Origin of the sequence: Phenylobacterium sp., from assembly GCF_041919955.1 — a bacterium.
Classification (GTDB): domain Bacteria; phylum Pseudomonadota; class Alphaproteobacteria; order Caulobacterales; family Caulobacteraceae; genus Phenylobacterium.
In genome coordinates this window covers 67,524-91,552 of the sequence record NZ_JAYRSU010000018.1, presented here as the reverse complement: position 1 = coordinate 91,552, position 24,029 = coordinate 67,524, and the positions used below count along the sequence as shown (strand labels likewise).

21 protein-coding genes are annotated in these 24,029 nt (G+C 67.1%); 8 read left to right on the top strand and 13 right to left on the bottom strand.

Annotated elements, in window-relative coordinates:
- Positions 1–10: 10 nt before the first annotated feature.
- Positions 11–931 (top strand): HEPN domain-containing protein, encoded by a 921-nt coding sequence (locus ACE3T2_RS15370; protein ID WP_374658854.1) that lies wholly within the window; start codon positions 11–13, stop codon positions 929–931.
- On the opposite strand, the gene ACE3T2_RS15365 is transcribed toward ACE3T2_RS15370, so the two are convergent.
- Complete coding sequence (locus tag ACE3T2_RS15365) at positions 928–2,124, bottom strand: relaxase/mobilization nuclease domain-containing protein (RefSeq protein ID WP_374658852.1); 1,197 nt, start codon at positions 2,122–2,124, stop codon at positions 928–930. The two genes, ACE3T2_RS15370 and ACE3T2_RS15365, sit on opposite strands and share 4 nt — an antisense overlap.
- On the bottom strand, positions 2,121–2,630 hold the full coding sequence (locus tag ACE3T2_RS15360; RefSeq protein ID WP_374658850.1) for a hypothetical protein: 510 nt from the start codon (positions 2,628–2,630) through the stop codon (positions 2,121–2,123). The genes ACE3T2_RS15365 and ACE3T2_RS15360 overlap by 4 nt, the downstream gene beginning before the upstream one ends.
- 223 nt (positions 2,631–2,853) lie before the next feature.
- Here ACE3T2_RS15360 and ACE3T2_RS15355 point away from each other — a divergent pair, with 223 nt between their 5' ends.
- Positions 2,854–3,444: an HD domain-containing protein gene (locus ACE3T2_RS15355; RefSeq protein WP_374658848.1), complete on the top strand. Its 591-nt coding sequence runs from the start codon at positions 2,854–2,856 to the stop codon at positions 3,442–3,444.
- A 175-nt stretch (positions 3,445–3,619) separates the two neighbouring features.
- Here the strand turns inward: ACE3T2_RS15355 and phoB are convergent, their stop codons facing one another.
- Genes phoB through pstC form a run of 5 tightly spaced genes read right to left on the bottom strand, consistent with a single transcriptional unit; the run spans position 3,620 to position 8,668 of the window.
- Positions 3,620–4,312: a phosphate regulon transcriptional regulator PhoB gene (gene phoB, locus ACE3T2_RS15350; RefSeq protein ID WP_374658846.1), complete on the bottom strand. Its 693-nt coding sequence runs from the start codon at positions 4,310–4,312 to the stop codon at positions 3,620–3,622.
- Between the two features lie 35 nt (positions 4,313–4,347).
- Positions 4,348–5,043: a phosphate signaling complex protein PhoU gene (gene phoU, locus ACE3T2_RS15345; protein ID WP_374658844.1), complete on the bottom strand. Its 696-nt coding sequence runs from the start codon at positions 5,041–5,043 to the stop codon at positions 4,348–4,350.
- Positions 5,044–5,053: 10 nt separating this feature from the next.
- Positions 5,054–5,902 carry a phosphate ABC transporter ATP-binding protein PstB gene (pstB, locus tag ACE3T2_RS15340; protein ID WP_374658842.1) on the bottom strand — a complete coding sequence of 283 codons (849 nt, stop codon included), beginning with the start codon at positions 5,900–5,902 and terminating at the stop codon, positions 5,054–5,056.
- Positions 5,903–5,934: 32 nt separating this feature from the next.
- Positions 5,935–7,233 (bottom strand): phosphate ABC transporter permease PstA, encoded by a 1,299-nt coding sequence (pstA, locus tag ACE3T2_RS15335; protein WP_374658840.1) that lies wholly within the window; start codon positions 7,231–7,233, stop codon positions 5,935–5,937.
- Positions 7,226–8,668, bottom strand: a complete 1,443-nt coding sequence (gene pstC / locus ACE3T2_RS15330; RefSeq protein ID WP_374658838.1) for a phosphate ABC transporter permease subunit PstC — start codon at positions 8,666–8,668, stop codon at positions 7,226–7,228. Before pstC ends, pstA begins: the two co-directional genes overlap by 8 nt.
- Before the next feature lie 252 nt (positions 8,669–8,920).
- Here pstC and ACE3T2_RS15325 point away from each other — a divergent pair, with 252 nt between their 5' ends.
- Positions 8,921–11,344 carry a TonB-dependent receptor gene (locus ACE3T2_RS15325; protein ID WP_374658836.1) on the top strand — a complete coding sequence of 808 codons (2,424 nt, stop codon included), beginning with the start codon at positions 8,921–8,923 and terminating at the stop codon, positions 11,342–11,344.
- Here ACE3T2_RS15325 and ACE3T2_RS15320 read toward each other — a convergent pair.
- Complete coding sequence (locus ACE3T2_RS15320) at positions 11,341–12,678, bottom strand: ATP-binding protein (RefSeq protein WP_374658834.1); 1,338 nt, start codon at positions 12,676–12,678, stop codon at positions 11,341–11,343. The two genes, ACE3T2_RS15325 and ACE3T2_RS15320, sit on opposite strands and share 4 nt — an antisense overlap.
- A 259-nt stretch (positions 12,679–12,937) precedes the next feature.
- On the opposite strand from ACE3T2_RS15320, the gene ACE3T2_RS15315 reads away from it, so the two are divergent.
- From ACE3T2_RS15315 to ACE3T2_RS15300, 4 genes are all read left to right on the top strand, one after another.
- Positions 12,938–14,452, top strand: a complete 1,515-nt coding sequence (locus tag ACE3T2_RS15315; protein ID WP_374658832.1) for an OprO/OprP family phosphate-selective porin — start codon at positions 12,938–12,940, stop codon at positions 14,450–14,452.
- A 78-nt stretch (positions 14,453–14,530) separates the two neighbouring features.
- The gene (locus ACE3T2_RS15310; RefSeq protein ID WP_374658830.1) at positions 14,531–15,583 is read left to right on the top strand and encodes a sulfate ABC transporter substrate-binding protein; all 1,053 of its coding nucleotides are present in this window, start codon (positions 14,531–14,533) and stop codon (positions 15,581–15,583) included.
- A gap of 100 nt (positions 15,584–15,683) precedes the next feature.
- Entirely contained in the window at positions 15,684–15,950 is a 267-nt protein-coding gene (locus tag ACE3T2_RS15305; RefSeq protein ID WP_374658828.1) for a SemiSWEET family sugar transporter, read from the top strand.
- 82 nt (positions 15,951–16,032) lie between these two features.
- On the top strand, positions 16,033–18,360 hold the full coding sequence (locus ACE3T2_RS15300; protein WP_374658826.1) for a tetratricopeptide repeat protein: 2,328 nt from the start codon (positions 16,033–16,035) through the stop codon (positions 18,358–18,360).
- On the opposite strand, the gene ACE3T2_RS15295 is transcribed toward ACE3T2_RS15300, so the two are convergent.
- From ACE3T2_RS15295 to rfbF, 5 genes are read right to left on the bottom strand one after another with little or no spacing between them, the layout of a single operon-like run.
- Complete coding sequence (locus tag ACE3T2_RS15295; RefSeq protein WP_374658824.1) at positions 18,318–19,271, bottom strand: NAD-dependent epimerase/dehydratase family protein; 954 nt, start codon at positions 19,269–19,271, stop codon at positions 18,318–18,320. The two genes, ACE3T2_RS15300 and ACE3T2_RS15295, sit on opposite strands and share 43 nt — an antisense overlap.
- Entirely contained in the window at positions 19,271–19,801 is a 531-nt protein-coding gene (locus ACE3T2_RS15290; protein WP_374658822.1) for a dTDP-4-dehydrorhamnose 3,5-epimerase family protein, read from the bottom strand. The genes ACE3T2_RS15295 and ACE3T2_RS15290 overlap by 1 nt, the downstream gene beginning before the upstream one ends.
- Entirely contained in the window at positions 19,801–21,042 is a 1,242-nt protein-coding gene (locus ACE3T2_RS15285) for a methyltransferase domain-containing protein (protein ID WP_374658820.1), read from the bottom strand. The genes ACE3T2_RS15290 and ACE3T2_RS15285 overlap by 1 nt, the downstream gene beginning before the upstream one ends.
- Entirely contained in the window at positions 21,039–22,118 is a 1,080-nt protein-coding gene (gene rfbG, locus ACE3T2_RS15280; protein WP_374658818.1) for a CDP-glucose 4,6-dehydratase, read from the bottom strand. The genes ACE3T2_RS15285 and rfbG overlap by 4 nt, the downstream gene beginning before the upstream one ends.
- A complete protein-coding gene (gene rfbF, locus ACE3T2_RS15275) occupies positions 22,100–22,873 on the bottom strand; it encodes a glucose-1-phosphate cytidylyltransferase (protein ID WP_374658816.1) in 774 nt (257 codons plus the stop codon). Before rfbF ends, rfbG begins: the two co-directional genes overlap by 19 nt.
- 164 nt (positions 22,874–23,037) lie before the next feature.
- On the opposite strand from rfbF, the gene ACE3T2_RS15270 reads away from it, so the two are divergent.
- Positions 23,038–23,772 carry a sulfotransferase domain-containing protein gene (locus ACE3T2_RS15270; RefSeq protein ID WP_374658814.1) on the top strand — a complete coding sequence of 245 codons (735 nt, stop codon included), beginning with the start codon at positions 23,038–23,040 and terminating at the stop codon, positions 23,770–23,772.
- Positions 23,773–24,029 lie beyond the last annotated feature (257 nt).

The following is a 24,029-nucleotide window of genomic DNA, read 5'->3' as shown; positions in this document are numbered from 1 at the left end:
CTCGAACGGAATGAGAACTGACCTCGATCATCTTCCGGCCCTGCAGCAGCGCGAACTCGAGCGGGTGACGCAGACCCTGCTGGCCGAGTTCGAGGCGGCGGTGGCCGGCGGCACCCAGCCGTTCCGTCGGCAGGGGCGGGTGCTGAAGATCATCCTGTTCGGCAGCTATGCCCGCAACGATTGGGTGGACGAGCCGCAGAACGGCTATCAGTCGGACTACGATCTCTTGATCATCGTCAGCCACGAGAAGCTGACCGACATCGCCGACTACTGGTACGTGGCCGAGGACAAGATCCTGCGCGATCCGCAGGTGGGCCGCACGGTCAACATCATCGTCCACACGATGCAGGAGGTGAACGAAGCGCTCTCTAAGGGGCAGTACTTCTTCACCGACATCGCCCGCGACGGGGTGGTGCTCTACGAGCTGCCGAACCACCCGCTGGCCATGCCTGCGCCGCCGACGCCGAAGGATGCCTACGCGCTGGCGCAGGGGTATTTTGAAGAGCACTCGCGCTCGTTGAGCCAATGGCTCAAGCTGGCCGACATTGCGCGTGCGGAGATGCAGGCGGATCCAAGCTGGTCGAAGAAAGCAGCCTTCAACCTGCACCAAGCCGTCGAGACCGCCTATGCCTGCTTCCTGCTGGTGCGGACACTGTATTTTCCGAGGTCGCACAACATCAAGTTCCTGCGCTCGCTGGCTGAGCAGGGCGAGCCGCGGCTGATTGCGGCCTGGCCGCGGGAGAGCCGGCTGGACCGCCGACGGTTCGAACTGCTCAAGCGGGCCTATGTCGAGGCGCGTTATTCGACCAGCTACGAGATCGGGTCTGAGGACCTGGAGGCCTTGGCGACGCAGGCCGCGGCCTTGCGCGACCTCGTCGAGGCGGTCTCGCGCGAGCGGCTGGCCGAACTGGCCCGCTCGGCAGCACTTTAGTGGGACCTGTCCTTGTCGCGGGCGTCGGGCTTGACCCGGGCGGTAGTGAAGCTGGCTCCGCGCTCCAACCAATAGGCGATGCGCCGCCGCGCGGCGGCCAGGGCCTCTTCGCGCAGAGCCGGATCGACGATCGTCGCGGTCAGCACGGCTTCAACCACCGCCAGGTGAGAGCGGGCGGCGAGGTCCGGCGTCTGGGCCACGCTCGGGGACGGGCTGACGTCGTCATGAAGACGGCGCAGTTGGCGCGCAAGCGCCAGACGGCGCGTGTCCGGCGCGGGCATCTCAAGAACAAAGGCCTTGAGCTGCTCTCCAAGGACTTGGTCCGAAACGTTCGGTGAGGCCGCAAGCTGGCTGGCCGCCGCCAGATAGTCGCTTCTGACGCGCGTCTGGCGATTGAGGATCGCCCCCTCCCAGGGCCGGCTCCCGGTATCCTTGGAGAACGCCGCCAGAGCCGCCTCGTGCAGGGCCCCCTCCCAGGTCCACGACCGCGCAGCCTCCCCGGCCGCGCGCCGCGCCTCCAACTTGAGCAAGGCCAGAGGCTCGCGCCGTCGGGTGACGCCCCGCTCGAAACGCCAGGTGGCCTGCGCCTCGACCCCGCGCTCGCGCAGGCGCGCCGCGAACGCCTCGCGCCAGGCCTGAAGCTCCCCGCGCCCTGGATTGAACCTCTGCCGCTCCAGGCCGTGGCTTCTGACCACCATGTGGACATGCGGATGGCCGCTGTCGGTGTGCAGCACCAAGACATATTCGTGCCGCTCGCCGAAGGTGTCGCGCGCGAAGGCCCGGGCGGCGTCGTGCACCGGGGCCGCCTCGACGCCGCCCGGCATCGACAGCACCAGGCTGTGGCCCAGCGGCGAGCGCGCGTTGCGACGGCGATCGATCTGCGCCTCCGCCGCCCAGTCGGCGACCCGCTCGCCTTGCTCCGCCGATCCCTTCAGAGCCCATCCCTGGTCGTCCTCTAAGTCGAGTTGGCCGTTGCGGGAAATGTAGTCGATATGGGCCTTGAGCTGAGCGCGGCCGTGGATGCGCCCGCTGATCTTGATCACCACCTCGGGCGCCCGCGTCACCAGCCGTTCAAGCCGTGCGCGGCCGCTGTTGCGCGCTCCGGACGGCAAGACCTCGGGCGGCGTCCTCGCCGGCCCGGGCCGCTGGCCCCACGCCTCCTGAAAGCCGCGCGGCGACCAGGTACCGCTCACCAGTCCACCCGCCAGTCTTCGAGATTGCCCGCCAGGGCCGCGCGCAGCCCCGCAAGCTGATCGCGCAAGTCATGGCGAAGATGCTCCAGGGCCTGGCGCTCGCTCGCCGGCAGCCCTGCGCCGGGCGCCTCTCGAGCGATCTGCGCCAGGGCCGCGCAGATCCGTCGCAGATGGAGCTGGATCGCGGCCAGCTCGCGCTCGCCCTCGCGGTTGAAACAGGGCCGATCGGTCAGGCGCCGGCGCACCAGCGCCGAGACCCACGCATTGGGCGAAAGGCCCCGCTCTGCAGCTGCGGCCGAGACGATGGCCAGATCGACGTCTGCAAGGCCCACGGTCAGGCGCCGCCGGCGGCCCGGCGGCAACAGCGCGACCACCTGGGCGCAGGGCCGCTCGGCGACGTCCGAGATCAACTTGCGCACGGCGGCCGACCGACCGCCATGGGCGGCCGCATAGCTCGCAAAGCGGTCGGCCAGATCGTCCGGAACCAGTACATAGAAGATGGGCATGAGAAGGCCGCCTTCGCCCGACCCCGTCTTTGGGATCAGCCTGCCCCAGGTCTGAACGCCGCGCAGCGCGTAATCCTACGGCCTGGCCCGCCCCGCCCTGCCGCTTGGGAGGCCAGCGGGGCGGCCCACGAAACGCCCATCCGCGCGCCAAACGGGCAGGCGCGTTGACCTTCGACGACGCCGGCCGCACGATGCGCAAAACAAGCGTTTGAGGGAGGTTGCGATGGCCGACGGCGAAATCCAGGCCCAGGCGAAGTTCACCGCCATGACCGAGGGCACCCAGGACGACTGGATGGCCATCATGCGCGCGGCGGGCCCGTTCAATCGCGAGCTTCCCGACCGGCTGCTGTCGCACCTGAAGATGCTGGGCGGCGACTTCGGAGGCTATCCGGTCGACCGGCTGGAGCACTCGCTGCAGACGGCGACCCGCGCGTTCCAGGACGGCCGCGACGAGGAATACGTGGTCTGCGCCCTGCTGCACGACATCGGCGACCTGCTGGGCCCGGCCAACCATGCCGAGATCGGGGCGGTGATCCTGAAGCCCTATGTGTCGGAACAGAACCACTGGATGCTCGACAAGCACGGCATCTTCCAGGGCTACTATTTCTTCCATCACCTGGGGCTTGACCGCGACATGCGCGAGCAGTTCCGCGGCCATCCGGACTTCGAATACACCGCCCAGTTCTGCCACCTGTACGACCAGAACAGCTTCGACCCGAAGTTCACGTCCATGCCGCTGGAGGCGTTCGAGCCGATGGTGCGGCGTGTTCTGGAGCGGCCGAAGCGGTCGATCTACAAGCGCGAAGAGGCCTAGGTTCGATTTCCCGGCGTCATCCCGGTTTGCGGAGCAAGACCAGGACCAATTCGCACCGTCTCGGAGAAATGGGGTGAGGCCGAGCCCTAGCTTGAGCGATCAGGTGTTCATGGATCCCGGACAGCCGCTGCGCGGCGTCCGGGATGACACATGAGAACGGGCGCGTTGGGCGGCGCTAGGCGTCCATATCCAGCGAATAGCCGGCCGAGCGGACGGTGCGGATCGGATCGGCCATGGCCTCGTCGCGGTTCAGGGCCTTGCGCAGGCGCCCGACATGGACGTCGACCGTGCGGGCCTCGACATAGACGTCCGAGCCCCAGACCGCGTCCAGCAGCTGTTCGCGGCTGAACACCCGGCCCGGATGCTGCATCAGATAGTCGAGCAGGCGGAACTCGGTGGGGCCGAGATGAATCTCCTTACCCGCACGCTTCACCCGGTGGGCGACGCGGTCGATGGTCAAGTCGCCGATGTGGACGCGGTCTTCGGCGAGACCCGGCCGGATGCGGCGCAGCACCGCGCGGATGCGGGCCGACAGTTCGCTCATGGCGAAGGGCTTGACGATGTAGTCGTCGGCGCCGGTGTCCAGGCCGCGGATCCGATCGCTCTCCTCGCCGCGCGCGGTGAGCATGATGATCGGCACGTTGCGGCTTTCCGAGCGCTGGCGCAGGCGCCGGCAGACCTCGATGCCCGAGATCTTGGGCAGCATCCAGTCGAGGATGATGATGTCCGGCAGTCGCTCGGAGACCAGCGTCAGGGCTTCCTCGCCATCGGCGGCCACGACCACGTCGTAGCCTTCCTTGTCGAGGTTGTACTGCAGGAGGGTCGAGAGGGCGTCCTCGTCCTCGACCACGAGAATAAAGGGGGTCAACTTACGGCAGCTCCTTCAACGAACGGCAGGCGGCTTCAAGCCTGCAGGGCGTCGGTCTTCGGCCGGTCGGCGGAGATCATCTCCTCGCCGGTGATTTCGTAGTGGATGATCTCGGCGATGTTGGTCGCGTGGTCGCCGATGCGCTCGAGGTTCTTGGCCACGAACAGCAGGTGGGCGCAGGCGGTGATCGTGCGCGGGTCGCCCATCATGTAGGTCAGGAGTTCGCGGAACAGGCTGTTGTAATGCTCGTCCACCTCGTCGTCGCGCGACCAGACGGCCAGAGCCCGGTCGAGGTCCGAGCCGGTATAGGCGTCCAGCACGTCCTTCAGCCGGCCCAGCACCAGGCGGCCCATGCGCTCGATCGAGCGGGTCAGCGGGCTGATCGGCTCGGCCTCGTTGAGGATCATGGTGCGCTTGGCGATGTTCTTGGCCAGGTCGCCGCAGCGCTCGAGGTTGGACGCAATCTTCATCGCCGCAACGGTCTTGCGCAGATCGTTGGCCATCGGCTGGCGCAGGGCGATCAGGCGGATGGCCTTGCGCTCGATATCGGCTTCCAGGCTGTCCAGCCGCTCGTCGCGGGCCACCACGGCCTCGGCCATGGCCTGGTCGCGCTTCACCACCGCGTCCAAGGCGTCGTGGACCTGGGCTTCGGTGATGCCGCCCATGCGGGCGCAGTCGGCCGTGAGCGTGTTCAGCTCGTCTTCGTAGGATTTGACGATGTGCTCGTTCATGGAAGGTCCCTCAGCCGAACCGGCCGGTGATGTAGTCCTGGGTGCGGCTGTCGCGCGGGTTCGTGAAGATCTCGCTGGTGGGGCCGGCCTCGACCAGCTTGCCCAGGTGGAAGAACGCGGTCTTCTGCGAGACGCGCGCGGCCTGGGCCATCGAGTGCGTCACGATCACGATGCAGTACTGGTTGCGCAGTTCGTCGATCAGCTCCTCGATCCGGGCGGTGGCGATCGGGTCGAGGGCCGAGCAGGGCTCGTCCATCAGGATCACTTCCGGCGAGACGGCGATGGCCCGCGCGATGACCAGGCGCTGCTGCTGGCCGCCGGACAGGCCCGTGCCGGGCTGGTGCAGGCGGTCGGCGACCTCGGCCCACAGGCCGGCGCGCTTCAGCGAGGATTCGACGATCCCCTCCAGCTCGCTCTTGGACGAAGCGGTGCCGTGGATGCGCGGGCCGTAGGCGACGTTCTCGAAGATGGTCTTCGGGAAGGGGTTCGGCTTCTGGAACACCATGCCGACGCGGGCGCGCAGCACCACCGGGTCGATGGAGCGGTCGTTGACGTCCTCGCCGTCCAGCTCGATGCGGCCGGTGACGCGGGCGCCCGGGATGGTGTCGTTCATCCGGTTGATCGAGCGCAGGAAGGTCGACTTGCCACAGCCCGACGGGCCGATCAGCGCGGTGACCGAGTTCTCGGGCACGTCGAGCGCGACGTCGAACAGCGCCTGCTTCTCGCCGTAGAAGACGCTGACGTCGCGGGCGCGGATCTTCACCGGCGCGTTGGTCGGCGTGGCGTGGGGACGGTCGACGGCGATGTGGACCGGAGCGGTGGTGTCGTGAGCCATGGCGTCATCTCGCTGGCTGGGCATGGAAAACCTCGAAAGCAACTGGCGCATCGGCGTCACCACCGCCGCTCGAAGCGGCGCCGCAGCAGGATCGCGGCCAGGTTCATGATGATCATGAACACCAGCAGCACGATGATGGCCGCGGCGGTGCGCTCATGGAAGCCGCGTTCGGACGCGTTCTCCCAGATGAACACCTGGACGGGCAGCACGGTGGCTGCACCGGTGAACCCCTCGGGCACGCCGGGCACGAACGACACCATGCCGATCATCAGCAGCGGCGCGGTTTCGCCCAGGGCGTGAGCCAGGGACAGGATGGAGCCGGTCATGACGCCGGGCATGGCCAGCGGCAGGACATGGTGGAAGACCGTCTGGGTGCGCGAGGCGCCGACCCCGAGAGCGGCTTCGCGGATCGACGGCGGCACCGCCTTCAGCGCCGAGCGGGTGGCGATGATCACGGTGGGCAGCGCCATCAAGGCCAGCACCAGACCGCCGACCAGCGGCGAGGAGCGCGGCACGGCCAGCCAGTTGATGAACACCGCCAGGCCCAGCAGGCCGTAGACGATCGAGGGCACGGCCGCGAGGTTGTTGATGTTCACCTCGATCAGGTCGGTCCAGCGGTTCTTGCGCGCGAACTCTTCCAGATAGGTTGCGGCGAGCACGCCGATCGGGATCGCCAGGACCGCGGTGACCAGCAGCATCATCAGCGAGCCGACGATGGCGCCCAGCACGCCGGCCTGTTCCGGCTCGGTCGAGTCCGACCGGGTCAGGAAGCCGATGTTGAAGCCCGAGGTGACGGCGCCGGACGCCTTCAGCTTGTCCATCCAGTCGAGCTGCTGGTTGTCCAGCTTGCGCTCGCCTTCCGGCGTGGCGCGCTTGATCTCGCCCTTGAAGTAGAGCGCTGCGTCGGACTTCAGCGGGCCGGTGACGGTGATGGTCTTGCCGATCAGCGAGGGGTCTTCGCGCACCATCTTCAGGAGCTGGAAGCCGAGGTCGTTGGACATCAGCTCCATGACCTTGCCGGACTTGCCGCCGAACTCGTCGTCGGTCTCGCCAAGCTTCGCGAGCACGGACTCGGCGACCATCAGGTCGTAGTTGGCGCCGGCCGGATCGGCCGCGTCGATGCGGCTGGCGTCCAGCTTCACCGGCACGCTGATCTGGTAGTCGACGAAGGTCGTGTAGCCCTGGTGGACGATCCGGCCGATCAGGATGGCCAGGAACGAGAGGGCGATGACGATGGCCATGCGTCCGTAGAGACGGAAGCGCATCTCCTGGGCGTGGCGTTCTTTCAGCCGGGCTTCGACGGCCTGGCGAAGGCTGGCGCCGCTCGCGGCGGCGGGGATGGCGGCGTCAGTCATACTGTTCCCGGTATTTCTGGACGATGCGCAGGGCGATGATGTTGAGGCCGAGGGTCACCACGAACAGGGTGAGGCCCAGGCCGAAGGCCGACAGCGTCTTGGGACTGTCGAACTCCTGGTCGCCGGTGAGCAGGGTGACGATCTGGACCGTGACGGTCGTGACCGTATCGAGGGGGTTGAGCGTGGTCTTGGCCTGGAGGCCGGCGGCCATGGTGACGATCATGGTCTCGCCGACCGCGCGGGAGACCGCCAGCAGCAGGGCGGCCATGATGCCCGGCAAGGCGGCGGGCAGGACGACCTTCTTCACCGTCTCCGAGCGCGTCGCGCCCATGGCCAGCGACCCGTCGCGCAGCGATTGCGGCACGGCGTTGATGATGTCGTCGCTGAGCGAGGAAACGAAGGGGATCAGCATGATCCCCATCACCGCCCCGGCCACCAGCGCCATCTGGTTCTGCACCTGCATCAGGTACTGGGCGAGACCGTCCATCGCGCCGCCGGCCAGCTGGGCGCCGATCCAGTTGAAGAAGGCGCGGAACAGCGGGCCGACCGTCAGGGCCGCAAAGAAGCCGTAGACCACGGTCGGGACGCCCGCGAGGATCTCCAGCAGCGGCTTGACCACCGCGCGGGTCGTCTTGCCGGCGTATTCCGAGAGGTAGATGGCCGAGTAGAGCCCGATCGGGGCCGCCACCAGCATGGCGATCACCATGACCAGGAAAGTGCCGACGAACAGCGGCACGGCGCCGAAGGCGCCGGCGCCGGCGAACTGGTCGGCGCGCATGGCGATCTGCGGGTTCCATTCGGTCCCGAACAGGAACTCGTGGATCGGCACGGCTTGGAAGAACCGCCAGCTTTCCCAGACCAGCGAGGCGACGATGCCGACCGTGGTCAGGATGGCCGTCACCGAACAGGCGATGAAGAGACCGGCGACCCAGCCCTCGACCCTGTTGCGGGCCCGGAACTGCGGCGAGATGCGCGGATAGGCGATGAAGGCGCCCACCAGGGCGACGATGGCGCCCAAGGCGATCGAGCCGTATTCGATCAGGCTGTTGATCTGCTTGGACTTGACGACCTTGGCGTCCAGCGCGGTCTTCAGCGCGCCGTCATAGACGGTCTCGCTGGGCGTGCCGCCGCGGGAAATGGCGCGGGCGTCGTCATAAAAGACATCCTGTTGGGGCGCGGTGAGCTGCTGCACCGCCGCGGGCTGGTCGGTGCGGAGCAGGCCCGCCTCCAGCCGGCCGCCGAACATGGCGAAGAGCAGGATGAGCAGCGCGGCGGGTACGCCGACCCAGAGGGCCGCGTAGCTGCCGTAGTAGCCGGGAAGAGAGTGGAGTTGCGCAGGTCTGCCGCCCGCGGCCGCCACGGCGCGGCGACGGCCGGCCATGTAGGTGGCGAGGGAGAACAGAAGCAGCGCCGTCAAGGCGATCCAGGTGAGCATCGGAGGTCCATGCCGTTGCGCGAGCGCGAGACCGAGGCCTTCAAAGCCCCTCCCCCGCCCGGGCCGGAAGTTGCCCGCCTTATGCTGTCCCTCCGCGACAGTTCCGTGACAGTTTCATTACGACTGCGGCCCCTGCCGCCGCGGCCCCTATCATTTCCGTCAGCTAGGCGGCGCTCCCCTATCCCCGCACGCTCCGGCCAGGATAGGCGCACGCACGCGGAAAACAGCGCGCGGCGAAGGGAGGAAGACACCATGTCGGGCAATCTGCGCGGCGTCCTAGTGCTGGGCGCATCGGCCGCGGCCATGCTGGCGGCGACGCCCGTGGCGGCTCAGTCGAGCGGCGCGACCACCGAGGTCGAAACCATCGTCGTCACCGCCCAGCGGCGGGAAGAGACAGCCAACACGGTCGGCATGGGCATCCAGGCCATCCGCGGCGAGACGCTGGAGCGGCTGCACGTCACCGACGCCAAGGACCTGACCACCTTCGCACCCAGCTTCACGGTCTCGCAGAGCTATCAGGGGGTGCCGACCTACACACTGCGAGGAATCGGCTTCAACACCATCAACATGTCGGCCACCTCGACCGTCGGCACCTATACCGACGAGGTCGCCTACGCCTATCCGATGATGAACACCGGGCCGATCTTCGATCTGGAGCGGGTCGAGGTGCTTAAGGGGCCGCAGGGTACGCTCTATGGCCGCAACACCACCGCCGGCCTGATCGACTTCGTGACCCGCAAGCCGACCGAAGACTTGCAGGCCGGGCTGACCGCCGAGGTCGGCAACTACAAGACCCTGAACTTCGAAGGCTATGTCAGCGGACCGCTCGCAGAGCGCATCCAGGGCCGAGTGGCCTTCCGCGTCGAGAACAGCGACGAGGGCTGGCAGGTCAGCCGCTCGCGCGGCGAGCGCCAGGGCAAGGTCGACCGCTACGGCCTGCGCGGCTCGCTGGCGATCCAACCCAGCGACAGCGTCGACATCGACATCTCGCTGACCGCCTGGAAGAATCAGAGCGACACGGTGGCCGCCCAGGGGATCGGCTTCACGCCCGCCACTGCCGGCAGCCCGTTCAACGCCCCGGGCCTCGCCGCCTATATCGCCGCCAATCCGCCCACAGACGCGAGCCAGGCCGACTGGGCGCCGCTGTCGGTGCGGGCGGCCAATATCGGCATCGGCGCGGGCATCGACGGGCCGCTGCGCGAGGATAACGACTTCTATGCCGGCAAGGTGCGCGTGGCCTGGGACCTCGGCGGCGACACACGGCTGATCTCGCTGACCAGCTACAACAAGCTCAAGCGCAACGCGAAGTTCGACTGGAGCGGCGCGCCCTACGAGATCCTGATCCAGCACGCGCGCGGCGACATCGAATCCATCGCCGAGGAACTGCACCTGGAAGGCGCGGGCGAGAAGACCTTCTGGCTGGTCGGCGGCTACATCGCCCGCGACCGCATCCTCGACAGCAATCGCACCCTGCTGGGACAGAACGCCAACGTGACCCTGGTGCGCACGGTCGGCCAGACCCTGCTCGGCACGCCCTTCAACAGCGGCGGCTACACCGCCCAACAACTCTCCCAGGCGTTCCGTACCTATCAGGACATCGGGCGGATCGAGACCAACACCTGGAGCCTGTTCGCCAACGGCGAGTATCGGGTGAGCGAGGCGTTCAAGCTGACCGCCGGCATCCGATACACCCAGGACAAGCAGGAGTACGAGGGCTGCTCGCGAGACGTCGACGGCAGCATGCTGCCCAATGTCAACGTGGTGAACCGGGCGCTGTTCTTCGCCGCCTACGGCCTGGTCTCGGAGATCAGTCGCGGCGGCTGCGTCACCTTCGACCCCGCCACCCGCAAGTTCGGGCCGGTGATCTCGACCCTGGACGAGGACAACGTCGCCTGGCGGCTGGGCCTGGACTGGACGCCGGCCGACAACGTGCTGGTGTTCGGCTCGATCTCGCGCGGCGCCAAGGCTGGGGCCACGCCGATCAACGCCGCCAACATCTCGACCCAGAACGCACCAGCCAAGCAGGAGCTGCTGACCGCCTACGAGGTGGGGGTGAAGGCCGGGCTGTTCGACCGCCGCATCCAGGCCAATCTCAGCGCCTTCTACTACGACTACGAGGACAAGCAGCTCAGCGTCTATTTCGCCGACCCGATCTACACCGCGCTGTCGCGCCTGCAGAACGTGCCGAGCTCAGAAGCCTACGGCCTCGACGGCGAAATCACCTGGCGGGCGACGCAGGCCCTGACCTTCATCGGTTCAGCGACTCTCCTGCATACCGAGGTCAAGGGCTACACAGGCGTCAACGCGGCCGGAAAGCCGGCCGACTTCGACGGCAAGCCGTTCCTCTACAGCCCGAAGTTCCAGGGCGGCCTGACCATGCTCTACAGCCGCGATCTGACGGACAGCCTTGGCTTCCAGGCGGCGGTGACCGGCCGCTACCAGTCGAAGTCGCACGCCGACCTGGAAGGCGATCCGCGCTTCGAGATCAAGGACTATGGCCTGTTGGGCGCCAGCCTGGGCGTCCACGCCCTGGACGACCGCTGGGAGTTGTCGGTCTGGGGCCGCAACCTGACGGACGAGTACTACTGGACCGCGGTCAGCAGTAACGCGAACGTCGTGGTCCGCTTCCCTGGCCAGCCGAGGACCTACGGCGCGTCGCTGTCAGTGAAGTTCTAGGCTTCGGCGCGGACGAGGGGGAAGTAGGCCGTGAAGGTCGCCCCCTCGCCCTGGACGCTCTCGACCGCCAGGCCGCCGCGATGGCGGTTGACGATGTGCTTGACGATGGCGAGGCCGAGGCCTGTGCCGGACCGCTCGCCGCTCTTCTGCCCCTCCACCCGATAGAAGCGCTCGGTCAGCCGCGGCAGGTGCTCGCGCGCCAGGCCGACGCCGGCGTCGGCGACGCGGATCGCGGCATAGCGGTCGGCGGCGCGGTCGGGCGTCAGCAGCGAGAAGCGGGCCGCGCGCGGGTCGGCCGGCGTGGAGGCTTCCGTCTGCGACACGTCGGGCCGCAGGCCGATGCGGACCGCCTGGCCGGAAGGGGTGTACTTCACGGCGTTATCGACGAGGTTCTGGATCACCTGGATGACCTGATCGCGGTCGCCGGCCACCAGCACCTCGCCGCGCGGCGGCAGGTCGACCGGCTCGATGCGCACGCCACGGTCGCGGGCCAGCGGGCCCAGCGAGTCGATGACGTCCAGGATCGCCATCACCAGATCCACCTCGCCGTGCGGGGCGATGTGCTCGTTAAGCTCGATCCGGCTAAGCGACAGCAGATCGTCGATCAGGCGCGACATCCGTTCGGCCTGGGCCTGCATGATCGACAGGAACTTCTCGCGCGCCCCGGCGTCGTCCCGTGCGTGACCGCGCAGGGTCTCGATGAACCCGGAGAGTGAGGCGAGCGGCGTGCGCAGCTCGTGGCTGGCGTTGGCCAGGAAGTCGGCACGTGTGCGTTCGGCCCGGCGGATATCGGTCTCGTCGCGCAGCACCAGCAGGGCAAGCTTGGCGCCGTCGGGCGCCGAGCCGAGCGGCTTGGCGATCGCACGCATCACTCGCTCCTGGGCGCCGCCCATCTCGTAGACGGCCTCGGCCTCGAGCCCGCCGAACAGCGCCTCGTCGACCGCCTCGAGCACGTCCGGGTCGCGCACGACGGTCACGAGAAGGCCTGCGTCATATTGTACACGGAGGGTTTCGCGGGCGGCCGAATTAACCAGCACGAAACGCCGCCCTGTGAGGTCATCGGGCTCATGGGCGGCGACCACCAGCACGGGATCGGGCAAGGCGTTGATGAGGCTGGCGTAGGGCGGCGCATCCTCGTGCGCCGGGCCTTCGCCCAGCGCCGCCTGGGGCGCCACCGCGCCGACCCGCTCGGCCACATGCCAGGCGGCGAGGCCTGTGACGCCGGCCACCACCAGCAGCATCCATGACGCCGCTCGAACGTCCGCACCCGTCAGAAGCGCAAAGCCGATTATGGCCACGACGCCCGCGCCCCCCGCGACCAGCACCGGGCTCACGGGGCCAAGCCATGCCGGCGGCGTATGAGGCGAAGGCGGCAGCGCCAAGGCGAATCGATCCTGGATCACAAAACCAAACGAAGCCCGACCCTTATGTCACCCCAATGACAGGGACCCAAGGGAATGGCCGACTTGATGTCGCGCTGTCAGGAAATCTGCGACCGCTTGAAGTCAAACTCGATTTTACCGATAGGAATTATCGGGCCTTTAAGCCGTCGAGTTTGAGACGAACTCCAACACAAAGAGGGGCAAGAACCACATGACGTGGAAAACCAAACTCGTGAGCGGCGCGGCTGCGCTCGCCTTTGCGTGGCCGGGTATGGCCATGGCCGACGAGGCGACTGACGCGCGCATCAAGGCGCTTGAGGAACAACTCCAGGCGCTGCAAGCGCAGCTCGCCGACCTCAAGACCTCGACCGCCAACAACATCGCCGACGTGCGCAAGGAAGCGACGGCGACGACCGTATCGCTGGCGAACGGCCGACCGACCATCGCCACCGCCGACGGCAATTTCACCGCCTCGTTCCGCGGCGTGTTCCAGCTCGACGCGGCCTATTACGACCAGGCCGCCGCCGGCCCTCTCGGCACGGACTTCCGCCGCGGCTCGTTCGGCGACGCGGCGGAAGCCGACCACGCCCGCGACCTGTCGGACGGCGCAAACTTCCGCCGCGCCCGCCTCGGGATCGAAGGCAAGGCTTTCGGCGCGTTCGACTACAACTTCCTCTACGACTTCGGCGGTTCGGGCACGGAAGAAGCCGGCAAGATCAGCGCCGCCTGGGTGCAGTACGGCTTCCCCGTCGCAAACCTGAAGCTGCGGGTCGGCGCCTTCTCGCCGCCGTCAGGCCTTGAGGAAGCGGTCTCCACCAACGGCTCGCTGTTCGTCGAGCGCGCCTCCCCGTCGGAAACGGTGCGCAGCATCGCCGCCGGCGACGGCCGCACCGCGGTCGCCCTGCTGGCCAGCGGCGACAACTGGACCGGCACGGCGGCCATCACCGGCAATCTCATCGGGACCTCGACCTACGACGAGCAGACCGCGTTCGTCGGCCGCCTGACCTATGTGCCTTTCCGCCGTGACGACGCCCTGATTCACGTCGGGGTGAACACCTCGATCGTGTTCAATCCGGCCGCCAGCGGCCCGGACGTGGCCGGCGCGCCGGCCGTCACCGCGGTGCGCCTGCGCGACCGGCCGGAAATCCGCGTCGATGGCGCGCGTCTGGTCGACACCGGCAATATCGACGCCGATGGCGTGACCGTCTGGGGCGGCGAGTTCGGCGCCCAGTGGAAGAACCTCTACGTCCAGACTGAATACTTCGACATCAAGGTCGACCGTAAGGGCGCGCTGAGCGATCCCGACTTTTCCGGCTGGTACGTCCAGGGCGCCTGGACCATCACCGGCGAACCGCGCCGCTACAGCGCCGGCACCTTCGACGCCCCGCGCCCCGCCAAGCCCTTCGATCTGAAGAAAGGTCAGTGGGGAGCCTGGGAGCTCGGCCTGCGTTATTCCAAGCTGGACCTGAACTACCTCGCGGGCGCGCCCGGCACGGCGCCGGCGGCTTCGGCGATCCGCGGCGGCGAACAGGAGATCTTCACCTTGGGTCTCAACTGGTACGTCAACAACGTGCTGCGTCTTCAGGCGGCCTATCAGGACGTCTCCGTCGATCGCCTGTCGCCCGGCGGCACGGTCTTCGGCGCCGGGGCGCTGACCCCGCCGGCCGGCGCGCAGATCGGGCAGGACTTCAAGATCTACTCCCTGCGCACCCAGTACGCCTTCTGATCCTTCGGCGAGGCGGCGCCGCAGCGGCCGCGGGCTCCGCCTCGCCCCTCACTCTCGAACGAAAACGGGACCTCGACCATGAGCCAGAACCGACAAGACCCGTCCCGCCGCGGCGTGCTCGCCGCCGGGACCGCCGGCGTGGCCGCCGCCGCCGCCCCCGCCCTGCTGGCCGGCCCCGCCGCCGCCCAGGGCAAGGCCGTCACCCTGCTGAACGTCAGCTACGACCCGACGCGGGAACTGTACAAGGACATCAACGCCGCCTACGCCAAGTACTGGAAGGACAAGGTCGGCCAGGACATCGTCATCCAGCAGAGCCACGGCGGATCGGGCAAGCAGGCCCGCTCGGTGATCGATGGCCTGCAGGCCGACGTCGTCACCCTGGCGCTCGCCAGCGACATCGACGAAATCGCCGCCAAGGCCAAGCTGTTGCCGGCCAACTGGCAATCGCGCCTGCCCAACAACTCGACCCCCTACACCTCGACCATCGTGTTCCTGGTCCGCAAGGGCAACCCCTGGAAGATCAAGGACTGGGGCGACCTCATCAAGCCGGGGATCGACGTGATCACGCCGAACCCGAAGACCTCGGGCGGCGCGCGCTGGAACTACCTGGCCGCCTGGGCCTGGGCCCTGCGCCAGCCGGGCGGCAACGCCGCCAAGGCCGAGGCCTTCATCACCGAGCTCTACAAGCACGTACCGGTGCTCGACACCGGCGCCCGCGGCTCGACCACCACCTTCGTCCAGCGCGGCATCGGCGACGTGCTGTTGTCGTGGGAGAACGAAGCCTACCTGGCGATCGAGGAGTTGGGCCCCGGCAAGGTCGACATCGTCTATCCGTCGGTCTCGATCCTGGCCGAGCCGCCGGTAGCGATCGTCGACAAGGTCGTCGACCGCAAGAAGACCCGCACCATCGCCGAGGGCTATCTCAACTTCCTGTACAGCCCGCTCGCCCAGGACCTGATCGGCAAGAACCACTACCGCCCGCGCAATCCGGAGGCCGCGGCCAAGTGGGCCAAGAAGTTCCCGAAGATCCCGCTCGTCACCATCGACGACACCTTCGGCGGCTGGAAGAAGGCTCAGGCCTTGCATTTCGGCGACGGCGGAGTCTTCGACCGCATCTACAAACCGCGCTGATCCTTCCCTAGCCGGCAGGACACGCAGGGGCGCGGAGCCACGGGCTCCGCGCCCTTTGGCCGACCTGCAACCTCGGCCTTGCAGAGCCGTTCTGCTGGCCATGGCGCTCTCCCTGCCCGACCTCATCGGAACCGCCGCGGCCCTCTGCTCGATGGCCAGCTTCACCCCCCAGATCGTGAAGATCTGGCGCGAGCGGGACGCCTCCTCCATCAGTCTGCGGATGTACGTGGTGACGGTGACCGGCTTTTCGCTCTGGATCGCCTATGGCGTGCTGACCAGGTCCTGGCCGGTCATGGCGGCGAACACCGTCTGTCTGGCGCTGTCGGCGGTGATCCTCGGCCTCAAGTGGCGTTTCCGCGACGGATAAGCGCGCCATAGTTGGCGCCGCCCAGGGCTCTGACTAGATTGCGCGCCGATCGCCTACGGCGACCGCGCAACAGGAAGCCTCGATGTCGCTCGACAGATTCGCCCCCGCCGAAGCGGCCCTCAAGGCCGGCAATTTCGAAGATGGGGCGGCGATCATCGAGCGCCTGCTGACGGAGGATCCGAAAGCGCCCGCGTCGGTCTATCGGAACTATGCGACGATGTTGGTCCGGCGGAAGCTCTACGACCGGACCGAGACTTGGAGCGCGCGGGGACTGGAGATCTATCCACGCGATGCCGAGTTGATGAACGTCCGCGGCGTTGCGCTGCGACGCCTGGGACGCCATGCGGAGGCTCTTGAGATCTTGAGCCGGGCCAGCCGCCTAGCGCCCAAGGATCGTTCCATTCTGAACAACCTTGGAAACGTCTACAACGATATCAAGAATCCCGCGGCCATCGACGCCTTCACCAAATTGGTGCGGCAATCTCCCGCGGATGGCGACCTTCAGCGCGCTCTAGGCCGGGCGTTCTGGTTCGCCGGAGACCTCGAGAAGGCCGAGACACGGTTCAAGCTCGCGACGAAATTGAAGCCCCAGCTTGTGGACGCCTGGCTCGACATCGTCAGCCTGGCCCACGAACTCCACGGCCTCGAGGCCTCAAACGAGCTGCTTGCTCAGGCCCTCGCGGCGAACCCAGCCGATGTCCGCCTCACCGAAGCCCAGGCGATCGCACTCCGGCGCGCGGGAGAAACACGGCGCGCAGAGCAACTCCTACTCCAGGCGATCGAAGCCAACCCCGACCAAGCAAACCTCTATTATCAACTGGGCAACAACATTACCGACTACGATCGGGTTCGCGCGAACGAGTACCTCCGCAAGGCCGTCGAGCTTGCGCCTCACGAACCGAGATATCGCGTGCTGCTGGCCGAAAGCCTTGGGCGGTCACGCCATGGCGACGAAGCGGCAAATCTGGAAGAAGCCTACGGTATCCTGCAGGCTGTGCTGCCGCAGATGCCGCCAGAAGCGGGCAATCTAAAGATCGCGTACGAGTTGATGACGCGTGTCGCCGACTATGACGGGATCGATAAGCTCGGCTCGTTCTCTCAGATCGGGCGGACCTGGGCCGAGGCTGGCCGCCACACGGCGCTCTTCGCCCATCTAGCCAGGGTGGAAGCTCCGGCCGACCGCTACGAGCTTATCGAACAGCATCGGATCTGGGGTCGTAAGGCCGAGGCCGCTGCGGCCCGCAATCCGATACGCCCGTCCCCGCCGCGTAGGCCCAACGGCAAGATCCGGGTCGGCTTCATGTCGTCCGACCTGCGGGCCCATCCGGTGGCCTATTTCGCCCTGCCGCTCTTCGAACACTACGATCGGGAGCGCTTCGAGGTGTACTGCTACTCCTTCTATCAGGGGCAGGAGGATCCCACCCAGCAATCGATCACAAAGTGGGTCGACGCCTTTCGGTGGAACAAGGACATATCCGACCGCGACGCGGCCCAGATGATCGCGGACGACCAGCTGGACATCCTGTTCGAATTGGGCGGCTCCACCCATATGAACAAGTTGGGCGTTATGGCCTTCAAACCTGCGCCGCTCTCGGCCAGCTGGGTTGGCTATCCCCACTCCGCCGGCCCGAGCACGATCGACTATCTCGTAGTTGATCCCTATCTGCTTCCGGAGGATCCAAATCTCCTCATCGAAAAGCCGCTCGTCCTGCCCAAGGCTTGGTACACCATGGGTGCGCGCGCCTTCCGCGAAGAGCCCGCGGTCGCACCAGAGCCGCCCGTCGACCGCAACGGCTACATAACCTTCGGCACGGCCAACAATCCCTACAAATACAACCGCAAGGTTCTCCAAACCTGGGCGCAGATCGTCGCCGAGACCCCAGGATCGCGCTTCCTGTTCGTCCGCCCGGAAGGCGACTCGCCAACGTTTCAGGCAAACATCCGCAAGATATTCGCCTCGCGTGGCGTGGCCGCCGAGCGCGTAATCTTCAATGCGGTTCGCGGTCGCCACCTCCCCTTCTACAACGATATGGACATCTCGTTGGACGCATTCCCCCAGACCGGGGGAACGACGACCTGCGAAGCGCTTTGGATGGGCGTTCCCGTCATCGCCAAACGTGGGCCTGCCGTCTTCGAGCGGCTGAGTTATTCTGTCCTTGAAAATGCCGGCCTAGGTGAGTTCTGCACCGACACGGTCGAGGATTATATGGAGGTGGCGCGCAAGCTCGCCGCCAATCCGACTCGAATTGGTGAGTTGCGGCGTGGCATGCGGGCGCGGCTAAGAGCCAGTCCGCTAGGCGACATCAAGCAATTCGCGGCGGATTACTTCGATATGATCGCCGAAGCGGTCATGGATTACCGCTCCGATCACGCAGGCGCACTCAGCAAACCCGAGGCCGCCACCCTTTGATAATAGGCCGCATAGTCGTCCCAGAAGCCGTCGTCAGCCCAGCCCGGCGCAAGCCATGACTGGTCGTTGATCCTGCTGAGCGGTTCGACGAGCTCAGGCTGGGCCAGGATCTGCAACTGACAGGCCAGTCCCAGTCGGGGACCAAGCTCCGTCGCCAGGAGTCGTGCGAAGGCCTCCTGGGAACCCACGACGCCCGACGGGCGAGCGATCTTTTCCGCCGGACTGTCGCTGTCCAGAAGCTCCTCGACAAGCGCCGCATAGGCCCTCGCCAGCAGCGTGACCGGTATGTTGTCGCGAACGTACCGCGGCGTGCGAACCACGCCGGCCTCGCGCTCGAACCATCGCTGCATGAGCGACCAGACCATCCGGCCCTCTTCGAGCGGACCGAAGGGCCCCGAGACCACGAACTTGCCGAAACGCAACCCACGCCAGCGCGCCATGTGGCGCACCGCTTCATTGGTCAACGACTTGGACAGGCCATATGGGCTGACGGCGAGGTTGTCGCCAGCCCCACCCTCGCCCCCCTCGAAGACGGTCCCAGTCGCAATCACGGCTTGGCCGCCCGCGCCGGCGAAGGTTTCCAGCGCCGCTTGAACGCCAGCGATGTTGCGGACGAACCCTTCAACCGGATCGTAGCTCGCCGAGCGGTAGTTGGGGATGTCGGCCGCATGGTGGGCCAGCACATCATGGCCCGCACCAGCCAGTTCGAGGAAGGCAGGGGACGCCACCGGCGCCGCGTAGACGACCTGCGCGATCTTCGCCAGGCGCTCCATCCGTTCAGCGCGCAGGCCATCATAACCTGTCGTCGGACGCGTGACCGCCGCGACCAGTTCATGACCGGCGCCGGCAAGCGCTTCGGCGATCCAGAGTCCGCTGAACGAACTTCCTCCGGTGAGCAGGATCTTCGCCATCAGCCGGTGAAGTCCGGATAGGTCGCATCCCGGTCCGAAATCACCGTGGGCCGCGCAGGCCATGCGATCGCGAAAGCCGCGTCGTCCCAGCGCAGGCCACGGCCGTGGCCTGGCTCGAAGATGCGGTCGATCTGGTAGAGGACGTCGGTGTCGTCGGCGAGGGTGATGAAGCCGTGGGCCATGCCCTTGCCGATCAGCAGGGCCCGGCCGTTCTCGGCCGTGAGCTCGGTACCCGTCCATCGACGGAAGGTCGGGCTGGCAGGCCGCAGATCGACGGCGACGTCGAAGATGGCGCCGCGCGTCACACGCACCAGCTTCGCCTCCTCATGCGGGGCCGCCTCGTAGTGCAAACCGCGCAGGGTATGGGCCTTGAGGTTGCGCGAGAGGCTGGTCTGCTGCGGGACGAACGGGTGACCAGCGGCGGCGAACTCGTCGGGGCAGTGCAGCCGCGCGAAGGCGCCGCGCGCGTCGCTCGCCGGCTCAATGTCCACGATGACGACGTCCTCGATCTCCGTCGCCGTGAACCGCATCAGCCGACGATCCTGGTGTCCGGCGAGGCGATCACGAACTGGCCGCCCCAGTCCTTGATGTAGGCCAGCTGGCCCATGATCTCGTCCTTCAGATTCCAGGGCAGGATGACCACGTAGTCCGGGCGGATTTCGGCGATCCTGGCCGGCGCGTGGATCGGCACATGGGCCCCGGGCAGGAAACGGCCCTGCTTGTGCGGATTGGCGTCGAACGCCGCCACGATATCGGCCGCGGTGACGCCCGCATAGTTCAGGAAGGTGTTGCCCTTGGCCGCCGCCCCGTAGGCCGCGACCGTTTTGCCCTCCGCCTTGGCCTTGGCGAGGAACGCCAGGAAGCTTGCCCGCACCGCCTCGACCCGCGCCGCGAAGCCCTCATAGCCCGCCGGCTTGTCGAGGTCGGCCGCGGCCTCGTCAGCGCGCAGATCGCGCAGGGCCTGGGTCTCGGCGTGGCTCGACGCATCATGGGCGCAGAACAGACGAAGGGAGCCGCCATGGGTGGAGAGTCGTTCGACGTCGAACGGCCGTAGGCCATTGGCCCGAAGTACTTTCTCAACCGCCAGCAGCGACAGGTACGAGTAGTGCTCGTGGTAGATGGTGTCGAACTGCACCTTCTCGATCAGGTTCAGCAGATGCGGGAACTCGAAGGTCAGCACGCCTTCAGGTTTGAGCACGTGCTGAAAGCCCGCCACGAAGTCGCCGATGTCGGGCACGTGGGCCAGCACGTTGTTGCCGGCCATCAGGTCCGCGGCGACGCCGCGGGCCTTCAGCGCCCGACCGGTGGCGTCGTTGAAGAACGCCACCTCGGTGGGAATGCCGCGCTCCTTGATCGCGACTTCCGCCGTGTTGGCCGTGGGCTCGACGCCCAATACCGGCACGCCCATGGCCTTGAAATGCTGCAGCAGATAGCCGTCGTTGGAGGCGACCTCGACCACCAGCGACTGCGGCCCCAGCGCGAACCGGGCGCTCATCGCTTCCGCATAGCGCTTGGCGTGGGCGACCCAGCTTTCCGAGTAGGCGGAAAAATAGGCGTAGCCGTCGTCGAAGATGGCGTCGGCGGCCACAGGATCGTCGGCCTGGACCAGGAAGCAGGTCCCGCAGACGCGCGTGTGCAGCGGATAGAAGCCTTCCGTCCCGGCTTCGAGCTGGGCCTGCGTCAGGTACGAGTTGGCCAGCGGCTGTCTGCCCAGGTCGAGGAAGGTCTGGGTCAGGGGCGCGCGGCAGAAGCGGCAAGCGGGAACGGTCATCGGAGGCTTTCGTAACGCGTGATCTGGTCGCGGACGAGGTTCAGGGCGTCGCCGCCCTCGGCCTGGGCGCGGTACCAGTCCATAGTCCAGTCGACGGCGACGGGCGCATCCAGCCGGCTCTCGAAGCCCAGGACTTGCCGAGCGCGGCTGGCGTCGATGCCGAGGCTGCGGGCCTCGATCGAATTAGGATCGGGTTCGTGGCGCCAGGGCTGGGCGCCCAGGGCGGCGGTGGCGCGGGTGGCGAGTTCGCCGACCGTGACCTCCGCGCCGCCCGGCCGGGGGCCAAAGTTCAGGGCTCGGGGCGCGGCCGGGTCGGTCGCCAGCCGCTCGAGATAGACGAGGTACCCCGCCACGCAGTCGAGCACGTGTTGCCAGGGACGCGTCGCTTCCGGATGACGCAGGACCGTCTGGCCCTGGCTGCGGCCGGCACGGACGATATCGGAGACCAGCCGGTCGCGCGAGAAGTCGCCGCCGCCGATGACATTGCCGCCGCGGGCGGTCGCGACCGGCACGCCGGCCTTGTCGAAGAAGCTGCGCGCGAAACTCTGGGTGACGATCTCGGCCGCAGCTTTCGAGGCCGAATAGGGATCCTTGCCGCCCAGAGCGTCGCCTTCCTGGAAGGCCCGGCCCTGCTCGTTGTTGGCGTAGACCTTGTCCGAGGTCACAACCAAGACCGCCTGCAGCTCGGCCCGCCCGCGCAGGGTCTGGAGCAGGTGCGCCGTGCCCATGACGTTGGCGGCGAAGGTGGCGACCGGATCCTCGATCGAAGTCCGTACGATCGGCTGGGCCGCCATGTGCAGCACCAGGTCGAACGCCTCGCCTTTCAGCGCGCGCGCCACGGCCTCGCCGTCGCGCAGGTCGACGAAGCGACTGGAAGCGACCACGTGCGCGACATCGGCCAGGTCGAACAGCGCCGGCTCCTGGTCAGGCGGCAGGGCGAGCCCGGTGACTTGTGCGCCCATTCGCGCCAGCCACATCGCCGCCCACGAGCCCTTGAAGCCCGTGTGCCCGGTCAGCAGGACCCGTTTGCCCGACCAGAAGGCGGGATTGGGCCGCGTCATTTCCAGAGCTTCCACGGGGCTTTGCCCGACGCCCAGAGGGCTTCCAGCGTGTTCTTGTCGCGCAGGGTGTCCATCGCCGCCCAGAAGCCGTCGTGCGGGCGGGCCATCAGTTCGCCCTCGCGCGCCAAGCCCTCCAGCGGCTCCAGTTCCCAGACCGTGGAATCATCGGCGATCCGGTCGATTACCGAAGGCTCCAGCACGAAGAACCCGCCGTTGATCAGGCCGTTGTCGCCCGGCGGCTTCTCGATGAAGCGCTGCACGGCGCCCTCGACGATCTCCAAGGCGCCAAAGCGTCCAGGCGGCGAGACGGCGCTGACGGTGGCCTGGCGGCCGTGCGCCTTGTGGAAGTCCAGCAGCGCGCCGATGTCGATATCAGCGACGCCGTCGCCATAGGTCAGGAAAAAGGGCTCGTCCTTGGGCAGATAATCGGCGACGCGCTTGATCCGGCCGCCGGTCATGGTCTCGGCCCCGGTGTCGACCAGGGTCACGCGCCACGGCTCATGGTTGGTGGCATGGTACTCGACCGAGCCCTTGGCCAGGTCCACCGTCAGGTCGGCGTTATGCAGGACGTAGTTGGCGAAATACTCCTTCACCACATAGCCCTTGTAGCCAAGGCACACGACGAAATCGTTGAAGCCGTAATGCGAGAACAGCTTCATGATGTGCCACAGGATCGGCCGGCCGCCGACCTCGATCATCGGCTTGGGCTTGAGGTGACTTTCCTCGGAAATCCGGGTGCCGAGACCGCCGGCCAGCAGGACGACCTTCATGTATGGACGCGCTCCGGTCGCGGCCGGCGATGCGCTCGGCCACGTCTGCTTTTCGATTCTGGCTCATCCAGAACCGCACGCTTCTTATCGCGTGTCGTCGACCCGATGAAGCCGTGTATTCAAGGCATTGTGGCGCCGTAGGCGCGACCAGCCCGGAGACTCGTATGGCGCACGCGCGCATAGACTTCATCGTTGTCGGCGCGCAGAAGGCCGGCACCACTGCGCTACATGACTTCCTTTCCGAAGATCCCGCCTACGCGGTCTCGGGCATCAAAGAGGTCCATTTCTTCGACGACGAGACCATGAACTGGGACGCCCCCGACTACGCCCCCTACCACGCGCATTTCGACTGGAGGCCTGGGGCGATTCGCGGCGAGGCGACGCCGATCTACCTTTACTGGCCGCGCAGCCTAGAGCGAATTTCGGTCTACAACCCCGTTATCAAGCTGATCGTCATGCTGCGCGATCCGGTCGAACGGGCTTGGTCCCATTGGCGGATGGAAACGGTCCGGGGGGTCGAGACCCGGCCTTTCTCGTGGTGCATCCGCGAAGGTCGCACCCGGCTGTTCAAGGCCGCCCCATGGGGCGTCCATCGCGAATTCTCCTATGTGGAAAGGGGCTTCTACGGTGAGCAGATGGCTCGCCTGTTGGATCTCTTTCCGCGCGAGCAGGTGCTGGTCCTGAAGGCCGAGGACCTGCGCACCGCCCCCTCCGCCGCGCTTACTCGCGTGGCCGCCTTCCTCGGCAATCACCACGTCCGGCGGGTCGAGCCTCGCGAGGTGCATGTCGGGCGAGATGTCGGCACCCGGCTGGCGGCGGGCGATGTCGCCTTCCTTCGCGAGATTTATGCCGACGACGCCGCGCGCCTGATGGATCTCACGGGCATCCTGTTCGAATAGGGCTTGGCCGCGCCGGAGGGCTGGGACGCGCCCCGGAGGCTTGTGGCGGTCGGGGGGAGGCGCTCACAAATCCGTTAGCTGCGGGGCCACGAGGTCCGACCCGCTTTGTTTGAAGCTGCGCATGAGTTACAGTTCTTTGTCAGCCTTGCTCTCCATGGCTGTGTCGCTTTGATCGGGCGGCGAAGCATTTGCTTCGCCGCCCGATTTCGTATCGGCGCGAAGGAGCCTGTTGGCAGTGGGGCGGCGGGGGATCGTCG

Bases quoted from the DNA above. Each gene is read 5' to 3' on its own strand.
- ACE3T2_RS15370 (WP_374658854.1), top strand. From the start codon at position 11: ATGAGAACTGACCTCGATCATCTTCCGGCCCTGCAGCAGCGCGAACTC.
- ACE3T2_RS15360 (WP_374658850.1), bottom strand. From the start codon at position 2,630: ATGCCCATCTTCTATGTACTGGTTCCGGACGATCTGGCCGACCGCTTT.
- ACE3T2_RS15355 (WP_374658848.1), top strand. From the start codon at position 2,854: ATGGCCGACGGCGAAATCCAGGCCCAGGCGAAGTTCACCGCCATGACC.
- phoU (WP_374658844.1), bottom strand. From the start codon at position 5,043: ATGAACGAGCACATCGTCAAATCCTACGAAGACGAGCTGAACACGCTC.
- pstB (WP_374658842.1), bottom strand. From the start codon at position 5,902: ATGCCCAGCCAGCGAGATGACGCCATGGCTCACGACACCACCGCTCCG.
- pstA (WP_374658840.1), bottom strand. From the start codon at position 7,233: ATGACTGACGCCGCCATCCCCGCCGCCGCGAGCGGCGCCAGCCTTCGC.
- pstC (WP_374658838.1), bottom strand. From the start codon at position 8,668: ATGCTCACCTGGATCGCCTTGACGGCGCTGCTTCTGTTCTCCCTCGCC.
- ACE3T2_RS15325 (WP_374658836.1), top strand. From the start codon at position 8,921: ATGTCGGGCAATCTGCGCGGCGTCCTAGTGCTGGGCGCATCGGCCGCG.
- ACE3T2_RS15315 (WP_374658832.1), top strand. From the start codon at position 12,938: ATGACGTGGAAAACCAAACTCGTGAGCGGCGCGGCTGCGCTCGCCTTT.
- ACE3T2_RS15310 (WP_374658830.1), top strand. From the start codon at position 14,531: ATGAGCCAGAACCGACAAGACCCGTCCCGCCGCGGCGTGCTCGCCGCC.
- ACE3T2_RS15305 (WP_374658828.1), top strand. From the start codon at position 15,684: ATGGCGCTCTCCCTGCCCGACCTCATCGGAACCGCCGCGGCCCTCTGC.
- ACE3T2_RS15300 (WP_374658826.1), top strand. From the start codon at position 16,033: ATGTCGCTCGACAGATTCGCCCCCGCCGAAGCGGCCCTCAAGGCCGGC.
- ACE3T2_RS15295 (WP_374658824.1), bottom strand. From the start codon at position 19,271: ATGGCGAAGATCCTGCTCACCGGAGGAAGTTCGTTCAGCGGACTCTGG.
- ACE3T2_RS15290 (WP_374658822.1), bottom strand. From the start codon at position 19,801: ATGCGGTTCACGGCGACGGAGATCGAGGACGTCGTCATCGTGGACATT.
- ACE3T2_RS15285 (WP_374658820.1), bottom strand. From the start codon at position 21,042: ATGACCGTTCCCGCTTGCCGCTTCTGCCGCGCGCCCCTGACCCAGACC.
- rfbF (WP_374658816.1), bottom strand. From the start codon at position 22,873: ATGAAGGTCGTCCTGCTGGCCGGCGGTCTCGGCACCCGGATTTCCGAG.
- ACE3T2_RS15270 (WP_374658814.1), top strand. From the start codon at position 23,038: ATGGCGCACGCGCGCATAGACTTCATCGTTGTCGGCGCGCAGAAGGCC.